Genomic DNA, 24,720 nt, shown 5'->3' with positions numbered 1-24,720 from the left:
TTCCGACCTCTTTACCGAGGTTTACCGTTGCCGGGTGATGTGCAGCCCCAGGGACGCGAACTGCTCGAACGGCCGGTGGTAGCCGCGCTCGATGTGGTGCACGCCCCGCAGCGTGGAGGGCCCGTCGGCCACCGCCGCCGCCAGCACCGCCGAGAAGCCGGCCCGGATGTCGGGCAGCGTCACGTCGGCGCCCTTGAGCCGGGACACCCCGCGCACGACGGCCGAGTGACGGGCGTTGGTGTCGTGGTAGCGGCAGGCGGGCCCGCCCAGGCACTGGTCGAACACCTCGATCTCGCAGCCCATCTTCTGCAGCGCGGGCACGTACACCAGGCGGTTCTCGAAGACCGTCTCGTGCAGCACCGACATGCCGTGGCTCTGCGTGAACAGCACCATGAGCGGCGTCTGCCAGTCGGTCATGAACCCGGGGTGGGTGTCGGTCTGCACGGCCGCCGCGCGCAGGCCCTCGGGCGGCGCGGTGGCGCACAGGTACTCGTCGTTGATGTCGAACTGGGCGCCCATCCTGGCCAGCGTGGTGATCGCGGTGACCAGGCGGTCCTGGGGGCAGCCGTGCACGCGGACCTCGCCCTGGGTGACCAGCCCCGCCGCCAGGTACGAGAACGCCTCGATGCGGTCGCCGGTCAGCCAGGTGGAGGCGCCGCGCAGCCGTTCGACGCCCTCGATGACGATCCTGCGGTCGGGCGACAGCTCGATCCTGGCCCCCATCCGCTGCAGGAACAGCGCCAGCTCCACCACCTCGGGCTCGGTGGCCGCGTTCTTCAGCACGGTCTTCCCGTCGGCCAGCACCGCCGACATCAGCACCGTCTCCGTGGCGCCCACGCTCGGGTACGGCAGCTCGATCCGGGTGCCGTTGAGCCGCTTGGCCTTGGCGTAGATGCCGGCGTCGCCCACCTGCACCTCCGCGCCCATCGCGCGCAGGGCCTCCACGTGGAAGTTCACCGGCCGCCGCCCGATCGGGTCGCCGCCGACCAGCGGCACGAACGCCTCGCCCGCCAGGTGCAGCAGGGGGCCGAGCATGAGGATGGGGATGCGGTTCAGGCCGGTGAAGGCGTCGGGGACCCGGGGCTCGATCTCGGCGCCCTTCTCGATCCTGATCTCCGTACGGGAGATCTCGACGTTGATGCCCAGAGCGCGCAGCATCGCGGCGGTGATCTCCACCTCGCCCACCTCGGGGGCGTTGTGGATGCTGCTCTCGCCGTTGCCGAGCATGGCCGCGACCATGTGCTTGGACACGCCGTTCTTGGAACCGCGCACTTCGACGTCCCCCCGGAGCGGACCGGAGGGCTCTATCAGCCAGACCTCTTCTTCAATCACGAAGTTCTGCCCTTTTCAATCGAGGTCGTGCGCAACCGCGCACGATGCACGATCGTACGTCGAGGCGCCCGGCAGTCCGCACTCGTGTTCCGCACCCGTGTTCGCGCACCCGTGTTCGCGCGCTCGGGTTCCCGGTGGCCGGGCGGGCGGGAGCCGCGGCCCGGCCTCCGATGGGAGCGGAGGGAGCCTGACCGAGGGATACCATCGAGCTGATTCGGACGTACATGTGAGGGGGAGTGGCGTGACGAGGGAAGTGCGCGCATTTGCGGTAACTGTCCTCGCACTCGCCGCTCTCGGGGTGGCCGCCGGGCTGCTCTGGTCCGGGGTGACGCCCCGCGCGCCGTACCAGGTCACCGAGCGGGGCACGGTCCTGGCCGACCCCACCACGCAGGCGCTGATCGCGGCCGACGGCTGGTTCGCGGTGATCACCGGCGGGCTGGGCCTGCTGTGCGGCGGGGTCGCGTGGTTCGCGGGGCGGCGGTGGATGCTGCCGGTGCTGCTGGGGCTCTGCGCGGGCGGGGTGCTGGCCTCGTACCTGACGTTGTGGACCGGGTCCACGTTCACGATCGGGGCCGTCACGGTCGAGGCGGCCGCCCTGCCGGGGGACACGATCGTGCCAGGCGCGCTGAGGCTGACCGCCCGCGGGGTCCTGGTGTCCTGGCCGCTGCTGGCGGTGGGGTTCTTCGCGCTGCTGGAGGGCATGCACGGCTACCGCGAGTCCCCCCTGCGCCAGCCGTACGGCGGGATCGGGCCGACGCAGGGGCTGTGACAGGACCTTGAGCCGGCCGCGGGGCCTCGACGAGCGCGGCCGGCGCGGGGCGGCTTCGGGGCCTCAGAGCGGCGGCCGGCGCGGGGCGGCCCCGGAGCCTCAGAGCGGCGGCCGGCGCGGGGCGGCCCCGGAGCCTCAGAGCGGCGGCCGGCGCAATCCGTGGCCGGTCGCCTCCTCGAACGCCCGCGCCACCCGCAACACCCTGGCGTCCTCGAACGGCCGCCCGACGATCTGCACGCCGACCGGCAGCCCGTCCCCGGTGAACCCGGCCGGGACCGAGGCGGCCGGCGAGTGCAGCGCGCTGATCCAGTAGGCCGAGCGCATCCACGTCAGGTAGTCGGGCAGCCGCTGCCCGTTGATCTCGCTGACGTGCGGCTGCTCGACCGGGAACGGCGGCACCTGGCTGACCGGCGCGATCAGCACGTCGTAGGTGTCGAAGAAGTCGGCCATGCGCTGGTAGAGGCGGCTGCGCGCCACCTCCGCCCGGGCCAGGTCGGCGCCGGTGAGCGCGCGGCCCTGCTCGACGTTCCACGCCGTGTTGGGGCCCAGGCCGCTCTTGTCACCGTGGGCGAGCAGGTAGTACCAGGCCCGGTAGGTCCTGAAGGCGTCGTCGGCGCCGGTCAGGTCCAGCTCGACCTGCTCGACGCGGGCCCCGAGCCGCTCGAACACGCCGGGCGCGGTCGCGGTCACCGCCGCCGTCCGGGTGTCCACGGGCAGCCCGCCCAGGTCGGGGCTCCACGCCACCCGCAGCCCCGCCACCCCCCGCTCGGGCTCCGGGGCGAACACCTCCTTGATCGAGTACGGGGAGCGCCGGTCGAACCCGGCCACGGCCCCCAGCATCAGCGTCACGTCCTCGACCGTCCTGGCCATCGGCCCCGGCACCGACAGCGTGTACCAGGCGGCGAGGTCGGACGGGGCCGGCACCCGGCCGGGAGTGGGCCGCAGCCCGACGACGTTGCAGAACGAGGCGGGGTTGCGCAGGGAGCCGCCCATGTCGGACCCGTCGGCCAGCGGCACCATGCCGGTGGCCAGCGCGGCGGCGGCGCCACCACTGCTGCCGCCGGCGGACTTGGACAGGTCGTAGGGGTTCCTGGTGGCGCCGAACACCTCGTTGACCGTGTGGGAGCCGGTGCCGAACTCGGGGGTGTTGGTCTTGCCCACGGTCACCGCGCCCGCCGCGCGCAGCCGCCGCACGATCACGTCGTCCCTGGCCGGGACGTGATCGGCGAAGAGCGGCGAGCCGTACGTCGTGCGGATGCCCGCGGTGTCCACCAGGTCCTTGTGCGCGACCGGCACACCGTGCAGCGGGCCGGCGGGCTCGCCCCTCGACAGGGCCGCGTCGGCCGCCCGCGCCGCCTCGGCCGCCCGGTCGGCCACGAGCGTGACGATCGCGTTGACCCGGGGGTTGACCTCCTCGATGCGGGCGAGGCAGGCTTCGAGCGCCTCCACGGCGCTCACCTGCCGGGTTCTGATGAGGCGGGCCAGCTCGCTCGCGGTCAGGTAGTGCAGTTCGCTCACCCTGCGATCCTGCCTCACGACGGCCGCGAAGACGACGGTGAGGCCGCCCGCCCCTCCTGGGCAGCGCCCTCCCCGCTCCGCGGCGCGCCCTCCCCGCTCCGCGGCGTGCTCTCCCCGTCCGCGCGCCGGCGCAGGAGCAGCAGCCCGGCGGCGCCGAGGGCGCAGGTCAGGATGACGAGGTACAGGCCGTACCGGACGTCCTGGGCGGGCAGCACCAGGTGCCCGAGGTGGAAGCCGGTGTGCGCGCCGACCGCCGCCCAGATCGTCCCCGTGCGGGCCCGCGCCGCCCCGCAGAGGAAGCCGAGCGCGACCGCCTGCACCACGAAGAGCAGGCGTTCGGCGAGCGTGTCGGCCTGGCTGCGCGAGATGATGTGCAGCGCGCCGAACGCCACGGAGGTCACCACCAGCACGGCCCTCGGCGACAGCCGGTCCGCCAGCATGTCGTACGCGTGCCCGCGCCACAGCAGCTCCTCCGGGAAGGACTGGCCGAGCAGGACGATGACGATCGCGAGCGGCAGGTAGGGCAGCTGCCCGAGCACCAGGTCCCACGACCCCCACGTGGCCACCCCGAGCAGCACCGACAGCGCGCCGGCGACGACCACCGCGAGCGTGCCCGCCAGCACGCCGGCCAGCAGCTGCGGCACCGCCCGCCAGGACCGCCCGAACCCCGCGCCGCGCCACGACCGGCGATGGACGAAGCGGCGGACCAGGTAGATCAGCCCGAGCGAGGCCAGCGTGACCCCCGCCGTGCCGAGCGGGCGGAAGAGGGGGTGTCCCGGGTCGAGCAGCAGGGGCAGGGGCAGGGCGGGGAGGAACACCTGCGCGAACATGACGGCGACGGCGATCAGCACCGTCCACACGGGATGGGGGGCTCTCATGACGGCCACGCTAGGCAGCGGGCCGGTGACCGCACATCGTGCCACGGGCCGATCCCGCGGTGAAAATGGTCATGCCGCCACCCCATGACCATCGTCATGCGCCACGCCGTCCGCGCCGTGGCGGAGCGGAGCGGGTCACGCCCCCAGGCAGGCCGGGCCGAGCAGTTGTTTGAGGTCGCCCATCAGCGCCGGGGACGGCGTCACGCGCAGCCGGTCGTCCACCCGCATCACCGTCGTCCTGGGCCCGTTGTGCACCTGCAGGTGCACCTCCGACGTGCCCGGGTGGGTGGTGAGGATCTCCTTCAGCCGCCCCACCACGGGCGGCGTGCAGCGGGTCAGCGGCAGGCTCACCAGCAGCGGCCCGCCGGCCTCCACGGTGAGGTCGGGCGCCGTCACCTCCATGGCGATGATCTTCGCGACGTCCTCGCGCTTGTCGATGCGGCCCTTGACGAACACGATCGCGTCCTCGGCCAGCAGCGTCGAGCACAGCTGGTAGGCCGACGGGAAGATCATCACCTCGATCGAGCCCGCGAGGTCCTCGAGCTGGGTCAGCACCCAGGTGTCGCCCTTCTTGGTGACCTTGCGCTGCACCCCGCTCAGGATGCCGCCCACGGTCACCACCTGCCCGTCGGCCCGGCTCTCGTCCTGCACGGCCCCGATCGAGCAGTCGGCCCCGGCCGCCAGGATGTGCTCGACGCCGAAGAGCGGGTGGTCGGACACGTAGAGGCCGAGCATCTCGCGCTCGAACTGCAGCAGCGTGTTCTTGTCCCACTCGCCCAGCGGGATCTGCACGTCGAAGGTCTGGTCCTCGCCGCCGTCGATCGCCCCGAACAGGGAGTCCTGGCCGATGGCCTCGTTCTTCTTGATGTCGATGATCGCGTCGACGGCCTGCTCGTGCACCATGACCAGGCCCTTGCGCACGTGGCCCAGCGAGTCAAACGCGCCCGCCTTGATCAGCGACTCGATCACCCGCTTGTTGCAGACGATGGCCGGCACCTTGCGCAGGAAGTCCTTGAAGTCGGTGAAGCGGCCCTTCTCCTTGCGCGCGGCGATGATGCCGTCGACGACGTTGCCGCCGACGTTGCGGATGGCCGACAGGCCGAAGCGGATGTCGGTGCCGCGCGGGGTGAAGTCGAAGTCGGAGTCGTTGACGTCGGGCGGGAAGACCTTGATGCCCATGCGGCGGCACTCGTTGAGGTAGAGGGCCGACTTGTCCTTGTCGTCCTTGACCGACGACAGCAGCGCGGCCATGTAGGCGGCCGGGTGGTTGGCCTTGAGGTAGGCGGTCCAGTAAGCGATGAGGCCGTAGGCGGCGGTGTGGGCCTTGTTGAAGGCGTAGTCGGAGAACGGCAGCAGGATGTCCCACAGCGCCTTGACGGCCTCGGGGGGATAGCCCCTGTCCAGCATGCCCTTCTCGAAGCCGGCGTACTGCTTGTCCAGCTCCGCCTTCTTCTTCTTGCCCATCGCGCGGCGCAGCAGGTCGGCGGCGCCGAGCGAGAAGCCGGCCACCTTCTGCGCGATGGCCATGACCTGCTCCTGATAGATGATCAGGCCGTAGGTCGTGGACAGGATCTCCTTGAGATCCTCCTCCAGCGCCGGGTGGATCGGCGTGATCTCCTGCTGGCCGTTCTTGCGCAGCGCGTAGTTGGTGTGGGAGTTGGCGCCCATGGGGCCGGGCCGGTAGAGCGCGAGGGCGGCGGAGATGTCCTCGAAGTTGTCGGGGCGCATGAGGCGCAGCAGCGAGCGCATGCCGCCGCCGTCGAGCTGGAACACGCCCAGCGTGTCGCCCTTGGCCAGCAGCTCGTAGGACTTGCGGTCGTCGAGCGGCAGCGCCAGCAGGTCGACCTTCTCACCGGTGGTCGCCTCGATCATCTTGAGGCAGTCGTCCATGATGGTGAGGTTGCGCAGGCCCAGGAAGTCCATCTTCAGCAGGCCGAGCGTCTCGCAGGTCGGATAGTCGAACTGCGTGATGATCGCGCCGTCGGAGTCGCGGCGCATGATCGGGATGTGGTCGGTCAGCACCTCGCTGGACATGATCACGCCGGCGGCGTGCACGCCGGTCTGCCTGATCAGGCCCTCCAGGCCCTTGCCGAGGTCCATCGTCGCCTTGACGTCGACGTCTTCCTCGTAGAGCCTGCGCAGCTCGCCGGCCTCGTTGTAGCGCGGGTGGTCCTTGTCGAAGATGCCCGCCAGCGGGATGTCCTTGCCCATCACGGCCGGCGGGAACGCCTTGGAGACCCGGTCGCCCAGCGCGTAGGGGTAGCCCAGGACGCGCCCGGCGTCCTTGATGGCGGCCTTCGCCTTGATGGTGCCGAACGTGGCGATCATGGCGACCTTGTCGGCGCCCCACTTCTCGGTCACGTAGCGGATCACGTCGCCGCGCCTGCGCTCGTCGAAGTCGATGTCGACGTCGGGCATGGAGACGCGCTCGGGGTTGAGGAACCGCTCGAAGATCAGGCCGTGCGGGAGCGGGTCGAGGTCGGTGATGCCCATCGCGTACGCCACCAGCGAGCCGGCGGCCGAGCCACGGCCGGGACCGACCGGGATGCCGTTCTGCTTGGCCCACATGATGAAGTCGGCCACCACGAGGAAGTAGCTCGGGAAGCCCATCTGCTCGATGATGCCGATCTCGTACTCGGCCTGCCTGCGGTGCTCCTCGTCGTAGCCCTCGGGCCACCGCCTGTCCATGCCCTCCCACACGGTCTTGCGGAAGAACTCGCTCTCCGTCATGCCGTCGGGGATGGGGTAGGTCGGCATGAGGTTCTTGAACTCGAAGAACCCGGTCGGGTCGACCTTCTCGGCGACCAGCAGCGTGTTGCGGCAGCCCTCGGCCCACAGGTCGGAGGAGTCGACCGCGCGCATCTCGTCGGCGGTCTTGATGTAGTAGCCGCTGCCGTCGAAGCGGAACCGGTCGGGGTCGGACAGCTGCTTGCCGGTCTGGATGCACAGCAGGGCGTCGTGGGAGGCGGCGTCGGACTCGTAGGTGTAGTGCGAGTCGTTGGTGACCAGCGGCGGGATGTTCAGCTCCCTGCTGATCCTGGTCAGCCCGTCGCGGACGCGGCGCTCGATGTCGAGGCCGTGGTCCATGATCTCCAGGTAGAAGTTGTCCCTGCCGAAGATCTCCTGATATTTCGCGGCGGCCTTCAGCGCCTCGTCGTACTGCCCGAGCCGCAGCCTCGTCTGCACCTCGCCCGAGGGGCAGCCGGTGGTGGCCATCAGGCCCTCGGCGTGCTCGGCGAGGATCTCGGAGTCCATGCGCGCCCACTTGCGCACGAAGCCCTCGGTGTAGGCGCGCGAGCTGAGCTTCATCAGGTTGTGCAGGCCGGTCTTGTTGCGCGCCCAGATCGTCATGTGGGTGTAGTAGCCACCCGCCGAGACGTCGTCCTTCTTCTGGTGGGGCTCGCCCCACAGCACCGGCTTCTTGTTGTGGCGCAGCTCCGGCGCGACGTAGGCCTCGATGCCGATGATCGGCTTGATGCCGGCGGTCGTGGCCTGCTTGTAGAAGTCGTAGGCGCCGTGCATGTTGCCGTGGTCGGTGATCGCGATGGCGGGCATGCCCAGGTCGCCGACCTGCTTGAACATCTGCTTGAGACGGGCGGCCCCGTCGAGCATCGAGTATTCCGTGTGTACGTGCAGATGAACGAACGAGTCGCTTGACGACATGGAGCGGCGCCTCCCGGTCTCGATGGGTTGTGGCATCTGACTCTAGTGGTCCCGGCGGACATCCCGGGGACGTCACCACGCCCGTACCGCGCCGGTACCGGTCTGCCGCGGCGCCGCCGCCGCGCCGCCCCCCGGACCGGCGCGCCGGGGACGCACGGCGATCAGCGGCACCGATATCCTCGATCTCACGCCAGGTAATCGAGGAGTGACCGCGTGCGATCTCAGACCGACGAGGGCTACACCCACGCGCTGGGCAACCGGCAGGTCCAGATGATCGCCATCGGCGGCGCCATCGGCGTGGGCCTGTTCCTGGGCGCCGGGGGCCGGATGGCGGCGGCGGGGCCCGCCCTGGTGCTCTCCTACGCCGTCGCGGGGGTGGCCGCGTTCTTCGTCATGCGGGCGCTGGGCGAGCTGGTGCTCTACCGCCCGGCCTCGGGCTCCTTCGTCGAGTACGCCGGGGAGTTCATCGGCCCGTGGGCGGCCTTCGCCAGCGGCTGGATGTACTGGATCAACTGGGCCGCCACCGGCGTCGCCGAGCTGACCGCGATCGCCGCCTACATCCACTACTGGGCGCCGACCTTCCCCGAGTGGGGCACGGCCCTGATCGCGCTCGGCTTCGTCCTGGTGGTCAACCTGCTGTCGGTGCGGCTCTTCGGCGAACTGGAGTTCTGGTTCGCCATGCTCAAGGTCCTGGCCATCACGGTCTTCCTGGTCGTGGGGCTGGTGCTGGTGGTGTTCGCGGTGGGCGAGGCGGGCCCGGCCAACCTGGTGGCGCACGGCGGGTTCTTCCCGACCGGGTTCCCGCTGGTGCTGATGAGCCTGCAGTCGGTGGTGTTCGCCTACGCCTCGATCGAGCTGGTCGGCATCACGGCGGGCGAGACGGCCCGGCCGCACGAGGTCATGCCGCGGGCGATCAACGGCGTGGTGTGGCGCATCGCGATCTTCTACGTCGGCTCGGTGCTGCTGCTGGGCATGGTGCTGCCGTGGACCGCGTACCGCGCGGGCGTCTCCCCGTTCGTGACGGTCTTCTCCGGGCTGGGCGTGCCGTGGGCGGCCGACGCCATGAACCTCGTCGTGATCACCGCAGCGCTGTCGTCCTGCAACTCGGGCCTGTACGCCACGGGCCGCATCCTGCGCTCGATGGCCAGGAAGCACGAGGCCCCCCGCTTCGCCGGCACGCTCAGCTCCCGGCACGTGCCGATCGGCGGCATCCTGTTCACCGCGATCATGTTCCTGGGCGGGGTGGGGCTGTTCTACTACCTGCCGGAGCGGGCCTTCAACATCGCCACCGCCGTGGCCTCCCTGGGCGTGATCACCACCTGGGGCGTCCTGGTGTACTGCCAGACCCGGCTGCGCCGCACGGGCCACCGCTCGGCCTTCCCGATGCCCGGCTCGCCCTACACCAACTGGCTGACGCTGGCGTTCCTGGCGCTGGTGGTGCTGCTGATGCCGTTCGCCGACCAGGACCAGCGGGTGGCCTTCCTGCTCGTCCCCGTCCTGGTCGCCGGCATCGCGCTGGGCTGGCTCGCGGTGCGCCGCCGCCGCAGGGTGCCCGCGCCCGCCGAATCGTAGCCCCGGCGGGCATGCCCGCGCCGATCACCGGCTGGGTAGTCTCGGTGGCGCAGCAGGAGCAGTCGCGCCCGGGGGGAGGCCACGCTGGACGAGACCAGACGGCTGGACGAGACGGAACCACCGGCCGGGCCCGGACCCGCCGCCCCCGCTGTCCGGTTCTTACCGGGCGGGAAGAGCGGGCGGGAGGCCGGGCCGAAGGCTCGCCGGCCCGCCGGAGGAACCGCCCGAGGGCCCGCCGGAAGGACCGCCGGAGGGACCGCCGGGCGGGTCGTGGCGGCGGCCGCCGTCGGCGTGGCGCTGGCGCTGGCGTGCCTGCCGCTGGGCGTCTACCCCAAGCTGGCCTGCGCCGTCCTGGACGCGGGCTGCCCCACCGGCGCGCCCGCGGGCGAGCTGCCCCGGGCGGTCCGGCTGACGCCCGTGCAGGCGGCCCAGAAGGGCTCGTACGTGGCGCTCGGCGACTCCTACTCCTCCGGCGAGGGGGTCTTCGAGCTGGACGAGGAGCCGGTCAACGACGGGGCCGACCGCTGCCACCGGTCGACGGGCTCGTACGTGCCGCTGATCGCGCGCACCTACCGGTTCGGCGGCGGCACCGCCTTCTACGCCTGCAGCGGCGCCACCACCCGCCAGCTCCTGTCCGGGCAGCACGGCCACCCGCCCCAGGTCACCCGGGTCACCGAGGCGACGAGCCTGATCACGCTGAGCATCGGGGGCAACGACGCCGGCTTCAGCAAGGTGCTGACGGGCTGCATCGTCAAGATCCCGTGGTCGTCGGCCTGCGTGGACCAGGAGGCGGCGGTCTCGCGCCGCATCGAGGAGCTGCGGACGAGCGTGCTCCAGGTCCTGCGGGAGCTGCGCGGGCGCGCGCCGCGGGCCCGGGTGATCGTGCTCGGCTACCCGCGCCCCTTCCCCGCGAACCCGGCCGGGAGCGTGGACAACCTGACCGTGACCGACCAGCGCTGGCTGAACGGCGTGACGCGGCGGCTCAACGACACGGTGGGGTCGGTGGTGCGGGAGTTCGACCGGGCCATCGCGGCGTTCGGCGCGCCCGGCAGCGCCGAGTACGTCGACGCCTACGAGGCGTTCACCGGCCACGAGGTGGGGCAGCCGCAGCCGTTCCTGAACGGGCTGGCGGTGGACATGGAGGAGCTGACGGTCAACGCGCGCAGCTACCACCCGACCGGCGACGGCTACCGCCGCTTCGCCGAGCTCATCACGAAGCAGATCGCCGCCGGCCCCGGCCGCCCGATGAACAACTTCGAACTCACCACCGCCCCCTGAAGGGTCCTCCCGGACGGACGGCGCGGCGGAGTCGGCCCCGGGGACGAGGGCCGCGTGAGGAGGCCGCGGGGGAAGGGCCTCCCGGGTCGCCGGTCAGGGCGAGGCCGCCCGGGAGCGGCCGGTCAGTGCGTGGTGCGTTCCTCGGCCAGGTGCAGGCCGGCCTCGATGACGGCGTTCATGATGGGCGCCAGCCGCGCCGGCCCCAGCGACGGCGCGCGCACCGCCATCCGGGCGACCAGGTCGCGCTCCCGGCCCAGGTCGCGCCCCGCGAACCCGCCCACCGGCTTGATCTCCTGGACCCGGCCCGCCAGCGCCGCCCGCCGTTCGAGCAGGGTGGCCAGCGCGGCGTCCACCCGGTCGATGGCCTGCCTGCACTCCGGCAGCGTGGCGGGCGCCTCGTCGCGCAGCAGCGCGCCCACGACGGTCACGGCCTCCTCGGCCACCCGCCGGTCGGCGGGGCTCACGATCAGCCCGTCGGCCCCGGCCGCGACGGCGGCGGCCGACAGCCCGGGGTCGGCGGAGACGTCCGCCAGCACCGGCCGCCCGGAGGCGGCCCGCGCCGCCCGCATGAGCCCGAGGTCGGGCCGGCCGCCCTCGCAGAGGATCACCTGCCCGTCGCCCTGGAGCGCGCAGTAGTCGGCCAGCCCCAGCCACTCCTCCATGCCGGCCGCGGGCCGCCGCTCCACCACGACCGGCAGGCCCAGCCCGGCCGCCGCGCGCACCAGGGGGATGTCGCGGGTCCACGACGCCCCCACCACCACGGCCCGCGCGTGCTCCGCGACGGCCGGCAGGTCGGCCGCCGTGGCCGGCTCGGCGAGCACCGCACCCTCCAGCACCGCACCCTCCGGCGGCGCGTCGCGCGGGCCGGCGCGCAGGCTCACCCGGTCGCTGATGACCACGCCGGGGCCGTGCCCCACCAGCAGATCTCCCAGGGCTACCGCCCGTCGTCGCAAGGTCGATGACATCCCGACTCCCCTCGGCCGGCCCGCGGAGCCGGCGCAAACCAAAAAGGCAGAGACGGTTGTCTCTGCCTCGGTGCCGACTCCAGGTGGTCGCTAGCTGACGACCGGCTCTCCCGGAGCCGGCTCGGTAAACGCGTAGCGACGACAAGTCATATCCAAACCCTACACCCCCGTCTCCACCTGCTGGGCGGCGCTTCTCACAGGACGGACTGTCCTTCAGGCGAGTCGCCGTTGATCCCTGCCTATGGGAGTATTTCTTGGCCTAGAGGAGGGTTTGAGGCCGTTGATGTCGGATCGCAAGCAGGACGGACGCCGCATCGCCGGCCGCTACCAGCTGCAGGAGCCCATCGGCAGGGGCGGGATGGGGATCGTCTGGCGCGCCTACGACGAGCTCCTCGATCGCACGGTCGCGGTCAAGGAGGTCAGGTACGCCGCCGCCCTGGGCGAGGAGGTGCAGCTGCTGAACCGGCGCACGATGCGCGAGGCGAGGGCGGCGGCGAGGTTCGAGCATCCCAACGTGATCGTCGTGCACGACGTGATCGAGGAGGACGACCGGCCCTGGATCGTCATGCAACTCGTCCAGTCACGCTCGCTGGGCGCCGTGATCAAGCAGGAGGGGCCCCTGCCGCCCAAGCGGGTGGCCGAGATCGGCCTGGCCGTGCTGGACGCGCTGCACCGCGCCCACGAGGCGGGCGTGCTGCACCGTGACGTCAAACCCGAGAACGTGCTCCTGGCCGACGACGGCCGCGTCGTGCTCACCGACTTCGGCATCGCCACGCTGGAGACCGAGACCCAGCTCACCGTGACGGGCCTGGCGGGCACGCCGGCGTTCATCGCGCCCGAGCGGCTCAAGGGCCTGCCCGCGCGGCGCGAGTCCGACCTGTGGTCCCTGGGCGCCACGCTCTACACGGCCGTGGAGGGCCGCTCTCCGCACGAGCGCGGGATGGCGCTGGCGACCATGCACGCCGTGCTCACCGACGAGCCCGATCCCGCCACGCACGCGGGCCCGCTCACCGACGTGATCATGGGGCTGCTGGTCAAGGAGCCGGTGCAGCGGCTGACGTACGAGGAGACGCAGCGCATGCTGCGCCGGGCCCTGGCGGAGATGAGCGTCGAGCCGGTCGCGCCGCCGGTCGCCCCGAGCCCGCCGCCGCGCACCGCGCAGTTCCCGGCCCCCCAGTTCCCCGCTCCCCAGTTCCCGGCCGCGCAGGAGCCGCAGGTCCCGGCCGAGCCGCAGCGCCCCGCCGCGCCGCCGCCCGCCAAGCCGAAGCGGACGGGCCCGGCCAAGGCCAGGCGCCCGTACGCGCCGGTCGAGGACGACACCCCGACCGACCCGAACCTGCGCGCTCCCGCCCCGCCCGTCCAGGAGTCCGTGCCGGAGACGGGCGCGCGCATCTCCCAGGTGCCGACCGTACGGCCTCCGGCGCCCCCCGCGGAGTCCGCGACGGACGTGGCCGCGCCGGAGCAGCGCCGGGTCGCCCTGATCATCGCGGCGGCCGTGGCGGTCCTGCTGGTGGCGGGCGTGGGCGGCTACCTCGGCCTGAGCGCGGGCCCGGAGGACACGTCCGAGCGGGACGCCGGCGCGCGGGCGGCGGCCGTCACGACCTCGTCGCCGGCCTCGCCGCCGGCCTCCCCGTCCGCGCCGGACGCCTCCGCCACCGCGTCGCCCGCGGCCTCGCAGTCGGCGGCCCCCAGCGCGACGGCCAGTTCCTCCCCCACCTCGACCCCCGAGGAGACGAAGGCGGAGGAGGAGAAGGACCCGATGCCGTCCGGGTGGCGGAAGTACACCGACAAGAAGCTCGGCTTCACGATCGGCCTGCCCAAGGGCTGGGAGGAGTGGACGCGGCAGGGCAAGAGCGTCCGCTTCAAGGGCCCCGGCGGGGCGCCCAACGCGCACGTGCGCATCGAGGAGTACCCCAAGCTGGGCAAGGACCCGCTGAAGGGCTGGAAGAAGCTGGAGCCCCGGCTGAAGCACGAGTACGGCGGCTACGACAAGATCGGCATCAAGGAGGCGGACTACCGCAAGGCCGCCGCCGACTGGGACTTCTACTGGCCCACCAACACCGGCAAGTCGCGCATCCGCTACCGGGGGTTCGTCGCGGAGAACGGGAAGACGTACGCGATCTACTGGCACACGCTCAGCCGGGAATGGAAGGACGACTACCACTTCTTCGAAGGCTTCTGCGCCACCTTCCAGCCGCCGAAGTAGGCTGCGCCTCGTGCACGTCAGCAATCGTTATCGCCTCATCGAGCCGCTCGGCGAGGGCGGCATGGGTGTGGTCTGGCGGGCCCACGACGAGCTGCTCGACCGCACGGTGGCGGTGAAGGAGGTCCGCTACACGGGCGTCGGCGACACCCGGCGGGCCGAGCTCAACCGCCGCACGATCAGGGAGGCCAGGGCGGCCGGCCGCCTCGACCACCCGTCGGTGGTCGTCATCCACGACGTCGTGGAGGAGGACGGGCGGCCCTGGATCGTGATGCAGCTCGTCCGCTCGCGCTCGCTGGCGCAGGTCATCGGCGAGGGCGGGCCGCTGCGCGTGGGGCAGGTCGCGGTGATCGGCGGCCGGGTGCTCGACGCCCTGCGCACCGCGCACGCGGCCGGGGTGCTGCACCGCGACGTCAAGCCGGAGAACGTGCTGCTCGCCGACGACGGCAGGGTGGTGCTGACCGACTTCGGGATCGCCTCCATGGAGACCGAGGCGGGGCTGACGGCGACGGGCGGGGTGGTGGGCACGCCCGCGTACATGCCGCCCGAGCGGCTGAACGGCGACCCCGCCCGGCCGGAGTCGGACCTGTGGTCGCTGGGCGCCACGCTGTACGCGGCCGTCGAGGGCAGCCCGCCGTTCAAGCGCGACTCGTGGGCCGCGACGGTGGCCGCGGTGCTGCGCGACGAGCCGGAGCCGCCGGCGCGGGCCGGGGCGCTCGAACCGGTCATCATGGGGCTGCTGCGGCGCGACCCCGCCGCCCGCATGCCCGCCTCCCAGGCCGCGGCGCTCCTGTACGAAGCCGCCGCCGCGCCCCCGCCACCCGCATGGACCGACGCCGGCCGGCCCGTACCCGCCACGCCCCCGCCACCCGCCTGGACCGACGCCGGCCGGCCCGTACCCGCCACGCCCCCGCCGCCCGCATGGAGCGAGGCCGGGGCGGTGGCGCACACGGCGGAGGGCGCCCGGCACATCGCGACGACCGGGCCCGTGACGGCGGGGCCCGAGCGGGGCGGCGGGCGGCGCAGGGCGGTGTGGGTCGCGGTGCCCGCGGCGGTGGCCGCCGTGGCGGTGCTGGCCACGGGCGGCGTGCTGCTGTCCGACCGCTGGGCGTCCGCGCCGTCGGCCACGTCCGCGCCCTCGGCCACGTCCGGGCCGGCCGGCGCCGCTTCCACGGCGCCCACAGAGCCGGGCGCGCGCCCGAGCGCGAGCGAGACGCCCGGCGCGGAGGTCACCGCCACGCCCGCCCCGACGCGCACCGCGGCGGTGCCCGCGGGCTGGCGCCGGTACCGGAGCGCGATCGGCCGTTTCCAGATCGCGCTGCCCGGCAAGTGGCAGGTGGCCAAGACCCCCGGCAGGGACAGCGTCTCCATCAAGGGCCCCGGCACCCCCGGCACGCTGATCGTGGAGTGGACGGTGCCCGACATCCCGTGGGACGACCCGAAGGAGCACTGGCTGGGCCTGGAGCGGGACATCCGGGCGAAGGGCGAGTTCCGGCAGTACCGGCGCATCGGCATCACCTCGCTCGGCTACCAGGGGATGCGGGCCGCCGACTGGGAGTTCACCCGGCTGCGCGAGAACGTGACGATCCACGTGATCAACCGCGGTTTCCACACCCGCGACGGCCGCCCGTACGCGCTGTACTGGGAGACCCCGCACTCCCGCTGGGCCAGGGACCGCCACTTCTTCGACACGTTCGCCAGGACCTTCCGGCCGCTGTGAAGGAGCAGGCGAGGTTCTGGCGGCATCCGGCGGTGCCGGAGACCGACCTGCTCAAGGCCCGTTACGTCACCCACCGCTTCTCCCGGCACGCCCACGACGGCTACGCCATCGGCCTGATCGTGTCGGGGGTGGAGGAGTTCGACTACCGCGGCACGCTGCACCGGGCGGCGGCGGGCGAGCTGGTGCTGGTCAACCCCGACGCCGTGCACACGGGGCAGGCGGGGACGCCGGGCGGGTGGGCGTACCGGATGCTCTATCCGTCGATCGACGCGCTGGCGGCGGTCGCGGAGGAGCTGGGCGCGCCGCGCGGGACCCCGCACTTCCCCGAGCAGGTGGTGCGCGACGACCGGGTGGCGGCGCTGCTCGGGCAGGCGCACCGGGCGGCGGAGCGGGGCGACGCGCTGGCGGCCTCGACGCTGAGCCGGGCGCTGTTCGCCCGGCTGCTGTCCCGCCACGCCACCCCGCGGCCCGACGCGGTCCTGCCGGCGGAGGGCAGGCGGGCGGTGCGCGAGGCGCTGGCCCTGCTGCACGAGAGCCTCGTGGACCCGCCGGCGCTGGAGGAGCTGGCGGGGGCGGTGGGGGCGCGGCCGTTCGCGCTGCTGCGGGCGTTCAAGGCCGCGACGGGGATGCCGCCGCACGCCTACCTGACCTCGCTGCGGGTACGCCAGGCGCGCCGCCTCCTGCTGGCAGGCGTCCGCCCCGCCCGGGTGGCCGCCGAGGTGGGCTTCACCGACCAGGCTCACCTGAACCGGCATTTCAAACGCATCGTGGGCGTCCCGCCCGCCGCGTACCAGCGGGCCGCAGGAACGTACAAGACCGGCCTTTGACCCGTGCGTAGCCTCAGGTCGCATGGAAGACACAACACCCCGTTCCGCCGCCGTACGGGACGGTCTGGGCGTGGGGCTGGCCGTGGGGCTGTCCGGCCTCGCCTTCGGCGCCGCGGCGGTCACCGCGGGCCTGTCGGTGCCGCAGGCGTGCGTGCTGAGCCTGCTGGCCTTCACCGGCGCCTCGCAGTTCGCGCTGACCGGCGCGGCCGGCGCCGGCGGCGACCTGGTCGCCGCCACCCTCGGCGCCCTGCTGCTCGGCGGCCGCAACACCCTCTACGGCCTGCGCCTGGCCGACCTGCTCCGGGTACGCGGCCCGCGCCGGCTGCTGGCCGCCCACGGCGTCATCGACGAGACCACGGCCGTCGCCATGGCCCAGCCGACCCCGGAGGCGGCCCGCACGGGCTTCGTGACCACGTTCGCCTCCCTGTACGTCACCTGGAACCTCACCACGCTGGCCGGCGCGTACGGCACCTCGTTCCTCGGCGACCCCGGCGTGCTGGGGCTGGACGTGGTGGGCCCGGTCGCGTTCCTGGCCATCCTGTGGCCCCGGCTGGCCGGCAGCGCGGAGCTGCGCGGGCTGGCGGCGGGCGCGGCGGCGATCGCGCTGTGCGCCACGCCGTTCCTGCCCCCGGGCGTGCCGGTGCTGCTGTCGGCCGCCGCGGTGCTGGTGGTGCTGGCCCGATGACATTGTGGTGGGCGATCGCGGCCGTCTGCGCCGGCTGCTACGCGCTGAAGCTGGCCGGGCTGGCCGCGCCCCGGCGGGTGCTGGACCATCCGACGGTGCGCAGGTTCGCGGAGCTGGTGCCGGTGGCGCTGCTGGCGGCGCTGGTCGCGGTGCAGACGTTCACGCACGAGGGCGGGCTGAGCTTCGACCCGGCCCGGGTGGCGGGGCTGGGCGCGGCGGTGGTGGCGCTGCTGCTGCGCGCGCCGTTTCTGGTCGTGCTCGCGGCGGCGGCCGTCGTCACGGCGCTTGCCCGGATCCTTCTTGGGTAGTCGCCGTGCATGTCCGATTCAGCGGTGATGGTCGGCGGGCGATATCGACTGCTCAGGACGATCGGCAAGGGCGGCATGGGCACGGTGTGGCAGGCGCACGACGAGGTGCTCGGCCGGGACGTGGCCGTCAAGGAGGTGCTGCCGCCACCCGACCTGACGGGGCCCGAACGCGAGGTGTTCGCCGTACGTACCTTCCGCGAGGCCAGGGCGGCGGGCCGGGTGGCGCACCCCGGCGTGGCCACCGTGTACGACGTCCTGGAGGAGCGCGGCCACCCCTGGATCGTCATGGAGCTCGTGCGCTCGCGCACGCTGGGCGAGCGGGTCCGCGAGGACGGCCCCATGTCCCCGCTGGAGGCCGCCCGGATCGGCCTGCAGCTCATGGAGGCGCTGCGGGCCGCGCACGCGGCCGGCGTGCTGCACCGGGACGTCAAACCGGACAACGTGCTGCTCACCGAGGACGGCCGGGCGGTGCTCACCGACTTCGGCATCGCCACCACCGAGGACGAGGCGCCCGTCACGCGGACGGGCATCCTGGTCGGCACCCCCGCCTTCATGGCCCCCGAGCGCGCGGCGGGCGGGCGGGCCAGGCCGGCCTCGGACCTGTGGTCGCTGGGCGTGACGCTCTATCTGGCCGTCGAGGGCCACTCCCCCTTCCACCGGGACAACGCCCTGGCCACGCTGGGCGCGGTCATGCATGCCGAGCCCGAGCCGCTGGCCCGCGCGGGCGTGCTCGGCCCCGTGCTGCTGGGGCTGCTGCGCAAGGACCCGGCCGAGCGCATGACGCTGGAGGAGGCCGAACGCCGGCTGGCCGCGATCCTGACCGGCCGCGCCCCCGAGGAGACCGGCCCGGTCGTCGTGCCGGGGCAGGTCCGGCGGCAGTCCTCCCGGTGGCGGCCCAGGCTGATGCCCATGGCCGCGATCGCCGGGGGCGCGCTGCTCGTGGGGCTGGTGACGGGCGGGGCGGCGTGGTGGTCGTCGCAGCGTACGCACGACGCCCGGCACCTGCCCGCCAAGATGACCACTCCCACCGCGATCTCCGGGACGCCGTCCGCCCCGCCCTCCACCCTGCCGTCCACCACGCCGGCGCCGCGGCGCGGTGACCCGCCGGCGAACGCCACCCCGCGCACCACGCCGCCCGTGAGCCCGCCCGCGAGCGGTCCCCGGGTGGGCGGCCCCGCCGGGGACAGCCCGCCGGCCGGCCGTGACCGGTCCGCTTCCCCGTCCGGGGAGCGCGAGCCGGCCAAGCGGAGCCCGTCGCAGGAGCCGGAGCCGGGCAAGACCAAGAAGGACAAGAAAGACAAGAAGGAGGATCAGCCGGAGGAGACGCCGGGCGGCGCCCCCGGCCAGGTCGAGGGCTCCGACAACGCCGAGCCCGCCGGCCAGGACTGACGCCTCAGGACTCCTCGCGCACGATGTCCAGTGCCTTCCGCAGGTCCTGCGGGTATTCGGTGCTGAACGACATCCACTCCCCCGTCGCGGGATGCTCGAACCCGAGCGCCACCGCGTGCAGCCACTGCCGGGTCACGCCCAGGCGGGCCGCGAGCGTGGGGTCGGCGCCGTACATCAGGTCGCCGACGCACGGGTGGCGCAGCGCCGACATGTGCACCCGGATCTGGTGGGTGCGCCCGGTCTCCAGCTTGATGTCCAGCAGCGACGCCGCCCTGAACGCCTCGACCGTGTCGTAGTGGGTGACGGAGGGCTTGCCCCCGGCCACCACCGCGAAGCGGCCGTCGCCGGAGGGGTGGCGGTCGATGGGCGCGTCGACCGTGCCCCTGAACGGGTCGGGATGCCCCTGAACCAGCGCGTGGTAGCGCTTGTCGACGGTGCGCTCCTTGAAGGCCCGCTTGAGCCGCGAGTAGGCGTGCTCGCTCTTGGCCACCACCATCGCGCCCGTGGTGTTGGCGTCGAGCCGGTGCACGATGCCCTGCCGCTCGGCGGCCCCGCTGGTGGCGATCGTGTGGCCGGCGCCGAGCAGCCCGCCGATCACGGTGGGACCGGTCCAGCCGACGGTCGGGTGGGCGGCCACGCCGATGGGCTTGTTGACCACGACGATGTCGTCGTCCTCGTACACGATGGTCATGCCCGGCACCGGCTCGGCCACCGGCATGGGGGTGCTGACCGGCGGCGGGAGGGTGACGTCCAGCCACGCGCCGGCGTGCACGCGGTCGGACTTGGCCGGCTGGCGGCCGTCCACCAGCACCTCGCCCGCCGTGATCAGCTCGGCCGCGCGGGTGCGGGAGAAGCCGAACAGCCGCGAGAGCGCGGCGTCGAGCCGCTCGCCCTCCAGTCCGTCGGGCACGGGCAGGCTGCGCTGCTCAGTCATCCTTGCCCGCCCCCTTCGGCTCCTCGATCTCCCTGGAGCCGTCGATCTGCACGTTGCGCCAGGCCAGGATGACCGCCAGGATGCCGCCGCAGACGATCGCCGAGTCGGCGATGTTGAAGACAGGGAAGTAGTCGATGATCGGGAAGTTGCCCGGCAGCACCTCGATAAAGTCGACGACGTGCCCCTGGAGCTGGCTGGGCCGCCCGATCCCCGACGGGTAACGCAGCAGCCGGTCGGTGAGGTTGCCGGTCGCGCCGCCCAGCAGCAGGCCGAGCGTGAACGCCCAGGACCTGCTGCCGAGCTTGCGGGCCGTGCGCACGATGGCCACGACCACGCCCGTCGCGATCAGGGTGAAGACGAACGTCATCCCGGTGCCGATGCTGAACGCGGCGCCGGAGTTGAAGATGACGCGGAACTGCAGCACCCCGGGGATGACGACGAGCGGCGGCTCCCCCTCCAGCGTGCGCAGCACGACCGTCTTGGTGATGAGGTCGGCCGTGTAGATCACGGCCGCCAGCACGATGAGGACGGCGAAGAGGCGCCGGCGGGGCCGTGGCGCGGGAAACGCCGTCGGCGGCTCCGATGACGGCCCCGACGGGGGCTCTACCTGCGCTCTTCCTTCTGCTTGCAGGTCACGCACAGCGTCGCCCTCGGGAACGCCTGAAGGCGTTCCTTGCCGATCGGCTTGTGGCACGATTCGCACACTCCATAGGTCCCTGCGTCGATCCTGGCGATCGCACGTTCGTTCTGCGCGACCAGATCGCGCGCATTCAGGGTAAGGGCGATCTCGCGTTCGCGCTCGTACGTCTTGGCGCCGGCGTCCGCCTGGTCGTCGCCGGCTCCCTGGGTGACGTCCCCCGAGGCTATCTCGGCCTCGTGGCGCAGGATGTCGGCCTCGAGCTCGGCGATCTCGGTCTGAAGCCTGTCGCGTACCTCGGCCAGCTCCTCGTCCGACCACATCGAGGGTGTAGCGGTCTGCGTGACTGCCGCCATGGCTGCCTCCATTGCTGATCAAGGCCGTAAATGGTGCGGGCAGCTTAGGATCCAGATAACGGAACGGCAAACGACCCGCCGGACGGTTTACCTCACCCGTACTATCCCGCCTCGCGCATTCAACTCCTCCCCAGCGGCGTCCATTCCCACAACTTTGCGCCGTTTACGACTCCCGTACCGACGGGCCTCGCGGGCACCGGGGCGCCACCGGGGAAACGAGGAAGCCTTCGCCTCCACTCTGCGTTATGGTTTGAGACTGCAAGGCGTTGATGGGGCCCGACTGTGAGGGATATCACCCCGGAGCCGCCGGAAGAACGGCTCTCGCGAGCTCATTAGAACCGGCAGCAGACCAAATGAAGAGGGCTCCGCCTCCGGGCGGGGTCAAGAAGGGTGGTACCGCGGAGCCTGCGGGCTTCGTCCCTTCACGCGTCCAGCCCAGCAGGCCGATCAAGCGTGGAGGTCCCGCCCGAGATGTCTTCCCCATCATTCCGCTCTCTTCCCGCGCAGGTCGACCTGCCCGCGCTCGAGCGCGAGGTCCTCGACCGCTGGCGGGACGGGAAGATCTTCGAGCGCTCCGTCGAGCAGAACTCCGGCAACCCCGCCTGGGTCTTCTACGAGGGCCCGCCCACCGCCAACGGCCTGCCCGGCGTGCACCACGTCGAGGCGCGCGTCTTCAAGGACCTGTTCCCGCGCTACAAGTCGATGCGCGGCTTCAGCGTGCCGCGCAAGGCGGGCTGGGACTGCCACGGCCTGCCCGTCGAGGTCGGCGTCGAGCGCGAGCTGGGCCTGTCGGGCAAGCGCGACATCGAGACGTACGGCATCGCCGAGTTCAACGCCAGGTGCCGCGAGTCGGTGCTGCGCCACGTCGACGCGTTCGAGCAGATGACCGAGCGGATGGGCTACTGGATCGACCTGTCCCAGGCGTACCGCACGATGGACCCGTCCTACGTCCAGTCCGTGTGGTGGTCGCTGAAGGTCATCTTCGACAAGGGGCTGCTGTTCCGGGACTTCCGGATCACTCCCTACTGCCCGCGCTGCGGCACCGGCCTGTCCGACCACGAGCTGGGCCAGCCCGGCGGCTACGAGACGGTCTCCAGCCCGTCGGTCTACGTCCGCATGCCCGCGACCTCCGGCCCGCTGGCCGAGCTGGGCGCCGCGCTGCTGGTCTGGACGACCACGCCGTGGACCCTGGTCTCCAACACGGCCGTCGCCGTGCACCCCGACGTGACCTACGTCGCGGCACGCACCGCCGACGGCGAGGTGCTGGTCGTGGCCGAGCCCCTGCTGTCGGTGCTCGGCGAGGGCACGACCGAGGTGGCCCGCTTCACCGGCCGCGACCTGGAGCACACCACCTACTCGCGCCCGTTCGACCTGGTCGACATCCCCGGCGCCCACTACGTCGTGCTCGGCGACTACGTCACGGTCGAGGACGGCACCGGCCTGGTCCACCAGGCCCCCGCCTTCGGCGCCGACGACATGGCCGTGATCAAGAAATACGACATGCCCGTCGTCAACCCGATCGGCCCCGACGGCCGCTTCCTCGACGACGTGCCCATGGTCGGCGGCAGGTTCTTCAAGGACGCCGACGAGGAGCTGACCGCGGACCTGCGCGCCCGCGGCCTGCTCTACCGCGGCGGCCATTTCGAGCACAGCTACCCGCACTGCTGGCGCTGCCACACCCCGCTGCTCTACTACGCGCTCCCGTCCTGGTACATCCGCACCACCGCGGTCAAGGACCAGATGCTGGCCGAGAACGCCGGCACCAACTGGTTCCCCGACACGATCAAGTGGGGCCGGTTCGGCGAGTGGCTGCGCAACAACGTCGACTGGTCGTTGTCGCGCTCGCGCTACTGGGGCACGCCGCTGCCGCTGTGGGTGTGCTCGGAGGACGAGTCCCACGTGACGTGCGTGGGGTCGCTGGAGGAGCTGGGCGCGCTCGCGGGCCGCGACGTCTCGGCCCTCGACCCGCACCGCCCGTACGTCGACGACGTCACCTTCGACTGCCCCTCCTGCGGCGCCCTGGCCCGCCGCGTGCCCGACGTCATCGACGCCTGGTACGACTCCGGCTCCATGCCCTTCGCCCAGTGGGGCGAGCGCGGCAAGCCGGAGGGCGTCTACCCCGCGCAGTTCATCTGCGAGGCCACCGACCAGACGCGCGGCTGGTTCTACTCGCTGATGGCCGTCGGCACGCTCGTCTTCGGCCAGTCCTCCTACGAGAACGTGCTCTGCCTCGGCCTCATCCTGGCCGAGGACGGCCGCAAGATGAGCAAGCACCTGGGCAACATCCTCGAGCCGATCCCGCTGATGGACCAGCACGGCGCCGACGCGCTGCGCTGGTTCATGGCCTGCTCGGGCTCCCCGTGGGCGGCGCGCCGGGTGGGCCACGGCACGCTGGAGGAGATCGTCCGCAAGGTCCTGCTGACGCTCTGGAACACCTCCTCGTTCTTCACCCTCTACGCCAACGCCGAGTCCTGGTCGCCGGCCATGCTGGCCGAGGCCACCCCGGCCGCGCAGCGCCCGCTGCTCGACCGCTGGGCGCTGGCCGAGCTGCACCGGACGGTGGCCGAGGTCACGGCGGCCCTGGACGACTACGACACCCAGCGCGCGGGCCGCCGCCTGGCCGACTTCCTCGACGACCTGTCCAACTGGTACGTACGCCGCTCGCGCCGCCGCTTCTGGCAGGGCTCGCGCGACGCGTTCGCCACGCTCTACGAGTGCCTGGAGACGGTGCTGCGGCTGATGGCCCCCATCACGCCGTTCGTCACCGACTACCTGTGGGACGTCCTGCGCTCGGCCGACGCGCCCTCCTCGGTGCACCTGGCCTCCTGGCCGGAGGTCCGCCAGGAGCTGCTGAACCCGGCGCTGTCGGACCAGATGGCCCTGGTGCGGCGCCTGGTGGAGCTGGGCCGCTCGGCCCGGGCCTCCTCGGGCGTCAAGACCCGCCAGCCGCTGCGGCGCGCGCTGGTGGGCGCGCACGGCTGGCCGTCGCTCCCCGGCGAGCTGCGCGGCCTGGTGGCCGACGAGCTGAACGTCCAGACCCTGGAGGACATGTCCGGCTTCAGCGCCGACCTCGTCTCCTACACGGTCAAGCCCAACTTCCGGGCCCTGGGCAAGCGCTTCGGCTCCCAGACCAAGCTCGTGGCCGCCGCGGTGGCCGCCGCCGACCCCGCCCGCGTCGCCAGGGCCCTGCGCTCCGGCGCCACGGTCATGGTCGAGGCGGACGAGCTGGGCGAGATCATGCTGGGCCCCGACGAGGTGATCGTCAACGAGCAGCCCCGCTCCGGCTGGGCCGTGGAGACCGGCGCGATCGGCACCGGCACGGGCGAGACGGTGGCGCTCGACCTGGAGCTGACCGACGAGCTGCGCCGCGCCGGCCTGCTGCGCGAGGTCATCCGCCTGGTGCAGGAGGCCCGCAAGTCGACCGGCCTGTCGATCACCGACCGCATCGACCTGTGGTGGACCGCCGCCAACCCCGACCTCGCCACGGCGCTCCGCTCGCAGGGCCACGTGGTGAGCGAGGAGGTCCTGGCGACCAGCCTCACGGAGGGCGCCCAGGAGGGCCTCCCGTCCCACACGGACGAGGACCTCGGCCTGACCTTCCAGCTCCGCCGCGCCTGACCCGCACGCACCGGCAAGGGGCGCACCCGACCAGGGCGCGCCCCTTGCCCCGGCCGCGACACACAGCG

18 protein-coding genes are annotated in these 24,720 nt (G+C 72.7%); 10 read left to right on the top strand and 8 right to left on the bottom strand.

The genetic code is table 11. The features are described from left to right. Positions 1–21: 21 nt before the first annotated feature. Complete coding sequence (gene murA, locus IO39_RS45365) at positions 22–1,332, bottom strand: UDP-N-acetylglucosamine 1-carboxyvinyltransferase (RefSeq protein ID WP_281200379.1); 1,311 nt, start codon at positions 1,330–1,332, stop codon at positions 22–24. 253 nt (positions 1,333–1,585) lie between these two features. On the opposite strand from murA, the gene IO39_RS45360 reads away from it, so the two are divergent. Then, on the top strand, positions 1,586–2,101 hold the full coding sequence (locus IO39_RS45360; protein WP_052424198.1) for a hypothetical protein: 516 nt from the start codon (positions 1,586–1,588) through the stop codon (positions 2,099–2,101). A 135-nt stretch (positions 2,102–2,236) separates the two neighbouring features. Here IO39_RS45360 and IO39_RS45355 read toward each other — a convergent pair whose 3' ends face one another. The 3 genes from IO39_RS45355 to dnaE all read right to left on the bottom strand — a co-directional run bounded on the left by IO39_RS45355 (position 2,237) and on the right by dnaE (position 8,160). Next, positions 2,237–3,619: an amidase gene (locus tag IO39_RS45355; protein WP_043638737.1), complete on the bottom strand. Its 1,383-nt coding sequence runs from the start codon at positions 3,617–3,619 to the stop codon at positions 2,237–2,239. A gap of 14 nt (positions 3,620–3,633) precedes the next feature. Beyond that, positions 3,634–4,497, bottom strand: a complete 864-nt coding sequence (locus IO39_RS45350; protein WP_157549863.1) for a CPBP family intramembrane glutamic endopeptidase — start codon at positions 4,495–4,497, stop codon at positions 3,634–3,636. Between the two features lie 135 nt (positions 4,498–4,632). After that, positions 4,633–8,160 carry a DNA polymerase III subunit alpha gene (dnaE, locus tag IO39_RS45345; RefSeq protein ID WP_043638731.1) on the bottom strand — a complete coding sequence of 1,176 codons (3,528 nt, stop codon included), beginning with the start codon at positions 8,158–8,160 and terminating at the stop codon, positions 4,633–4,635. A 213-nt stretch (positions 8,161–8,373) separates the two neighbouring features. On the opposite strand from dnaE, the gene IO39_RS45340 reads away from it, so the two are divergent. Next, a complete protein-coding gene (locus tag IO39_RS45340; RefSeq protein WP_043638728.1) occupies positions 8,374–9,732 on the top strand; it encodes an amino acid permease in 1,359 nt (452 codons plus the stop codon). 270 nt (positions 9,733–10,002) lie between these two features. Next, on the top strand, positions 10,003–11,010 hold the full coding sequence (locus IO39_RS45335) for an SGNH/GDSL hydrolase family protein (protein WP_052424197.1): 1,008 nt from the start codon (positions 10,003–10,005) through the stop codon (positions 11,008–11,010). Positions 11,011–11,132: 122 nt separating this feature from the next. Here the strand turns inward: IO39_RS45335 and IO39_RS59540 are convergent, their stop codons facing one another. Then, positions 11,133–11,975: a chorismate mutase gene (locus IO39_RS59540; RefSeq protein WP_342671494.1), complete on the bottom strand. Its 843-nt coding sequence runs from the start codon at positions 11,973–11,975 to the stop codon at positions 11,133–11,135. Positions 11,976–12,258: 283 nt separating this feature from the next. Here IO39_RS59540 and IO39_RS45325 point away from each other — a divergent pair, with 283 nt between their 5' ends. From IO39_RS45325 to IO39_RS51650, 6 genes are read left to right on the top strand one after another with little or no spacing between them, the layout of a single operon-like run. Beyond that, a complete protein-coding gene (locus IO39_RS45325) occupies positions 12,259–14,181 on the top strand; it encodes a serine/threonine-protein kinase (protein ID WP_052424196.1) in 1,923 nt (640 codons plus the stop codon). A gap of 10 nt (positions 14,182–14,191) precedes the next feature. After that, positions 14,192–15,898 (top strand): serine/threonine-protein kinase, encoded by a 1,707-nt coding sequence (locus IO39_RS45320; RefSeq protein ID WP_084774598.1) that lies wholly within the window; start codon positions 14,192–14,194, stop codon positions 15,896–15,898. Further along, a complete protein-coding gene (locus IO39_RS45315) occupies positions 15,895–16,725 on the top strand; it encodes an AraC family transcriptional regulator (RefSeq protein WP_043638724.1) in 831 nt (276 codons plus the stop codon). Before IO39_RS45320 ends, IO39_RS45315 begins: the two co-directional genes overlap by 4 nt. Positions 16,726–16,747: 22 nt before the next feature. After that, the gene (locus IO39_RS45310; RefSeq protein WP_043638721.1) at positions 16,748–17,410 is read left to right on the top strand and encodes an AzlC family ABC transporter permease; all 663 of its coding nucleotides are present in this window, start codon (positions 16,748–16,750) and stop codon (positions 17,408–17,410) included. Further along, positions 17,407–17,718 (top strand): AzlD domain-containing protein, encoded by a 312-nt coding sequence (locus tag IO39_RS45305; protein WP_043638719.1) that lies wholly within the window; start codon positions 17,407–17,409, stop codon positions 17,716–17,718. Before IO39_RS45310 ends, IO39_RS45305 begins: the two co-directional genes overlap by 4 nt. A 9-nt stretch (positions 17,719–17,727) precedes the next feature. Beyond that, positions 17,728–19,107: a serine/threonine protein kinase gene (locus tag IO39_RS51650; RefSeq protein WP_245642631.1), complete on the top strand. Its 1,380-nt coding sequence runs from the start codon at positions 17,728–17,730 to the stop codon at positions 19,105–19,107. Between the two features lie 4 nt (positions 19,108–19,111). Here the strand turns inward: IO39_RS51650 and IO39_RS45295 are convergent, their stop codons facing one another. The 3 genes from IO39_RS45295 to IO39_RS45285 form a co-directional block, all read right to left on the bottom strand. Next, positions 19,112–20,041 (bottom strand): RluA family pseudouridine synthase, encoded by a 930-nt coding sequence (locus IO39_RS45295; RefSeq protein ID WP_043638717.1) that lies wholly within the window; start codon positions 20,039–20,041, stop codon positions 19,112–19,114. Further along, on the bottom strand, positions 20,034–20,564 hold the full coding sequence (gene lspA / locus IO39_RS45290; protein WP_281200384.1) for a signal peptidase II: 531 nt from the start codon (positions 20,562–20,564) through the stop codon (positions 20,034–20,036). The genes IO39_RS45295 and lspA overlap by 8 nt, the downstream gene beginning before the upstream one ends. An 80-nt stretch (positions 20,565–20,644) precedes the next feature. Beyond that, positions 20,645–21,034: a TraR/DksA family transcriptional regulator gene (locus IO39_RS45285; protein ID WP_211267408.1), complete on the bottom strand. Its 390-nt coding sequence runs from the start codon at positions 21,032–21,034 to the stop codon at positions 20,645–20,647. 471 nt (positions 21,035–21,505) lie between these two features. On the opposite strand from IO39_RS45285, the gene ileS reads away from it, so the two are divergent. Beyond that, complete coding sequence (gene ileS / locus IO39_RS45280) at positions 21,506–24,652, top strand: isoleucine--tRNA ligase (protein ID WP_043639711.1); 3,147 nt, start codon at positions 21,506–21,508, stop codon at positions 24,650–24,652. Positions 24,653–24,720 lie beyond the last annotated feature (68 nt).

The sequence above is a fragment of the Nonomuraea candida genome (genome assembly GCF_000725485.1).
Lineage (GTDB): Bacteria > Actinomycetota > Actinomycetes > Streptosporangiales > Streptosporangiaceae > Nonomuraea > Nonomuraea candida.
This window is presented reverse-complemented; position numbering and strand designations above follow the sequence as displayed.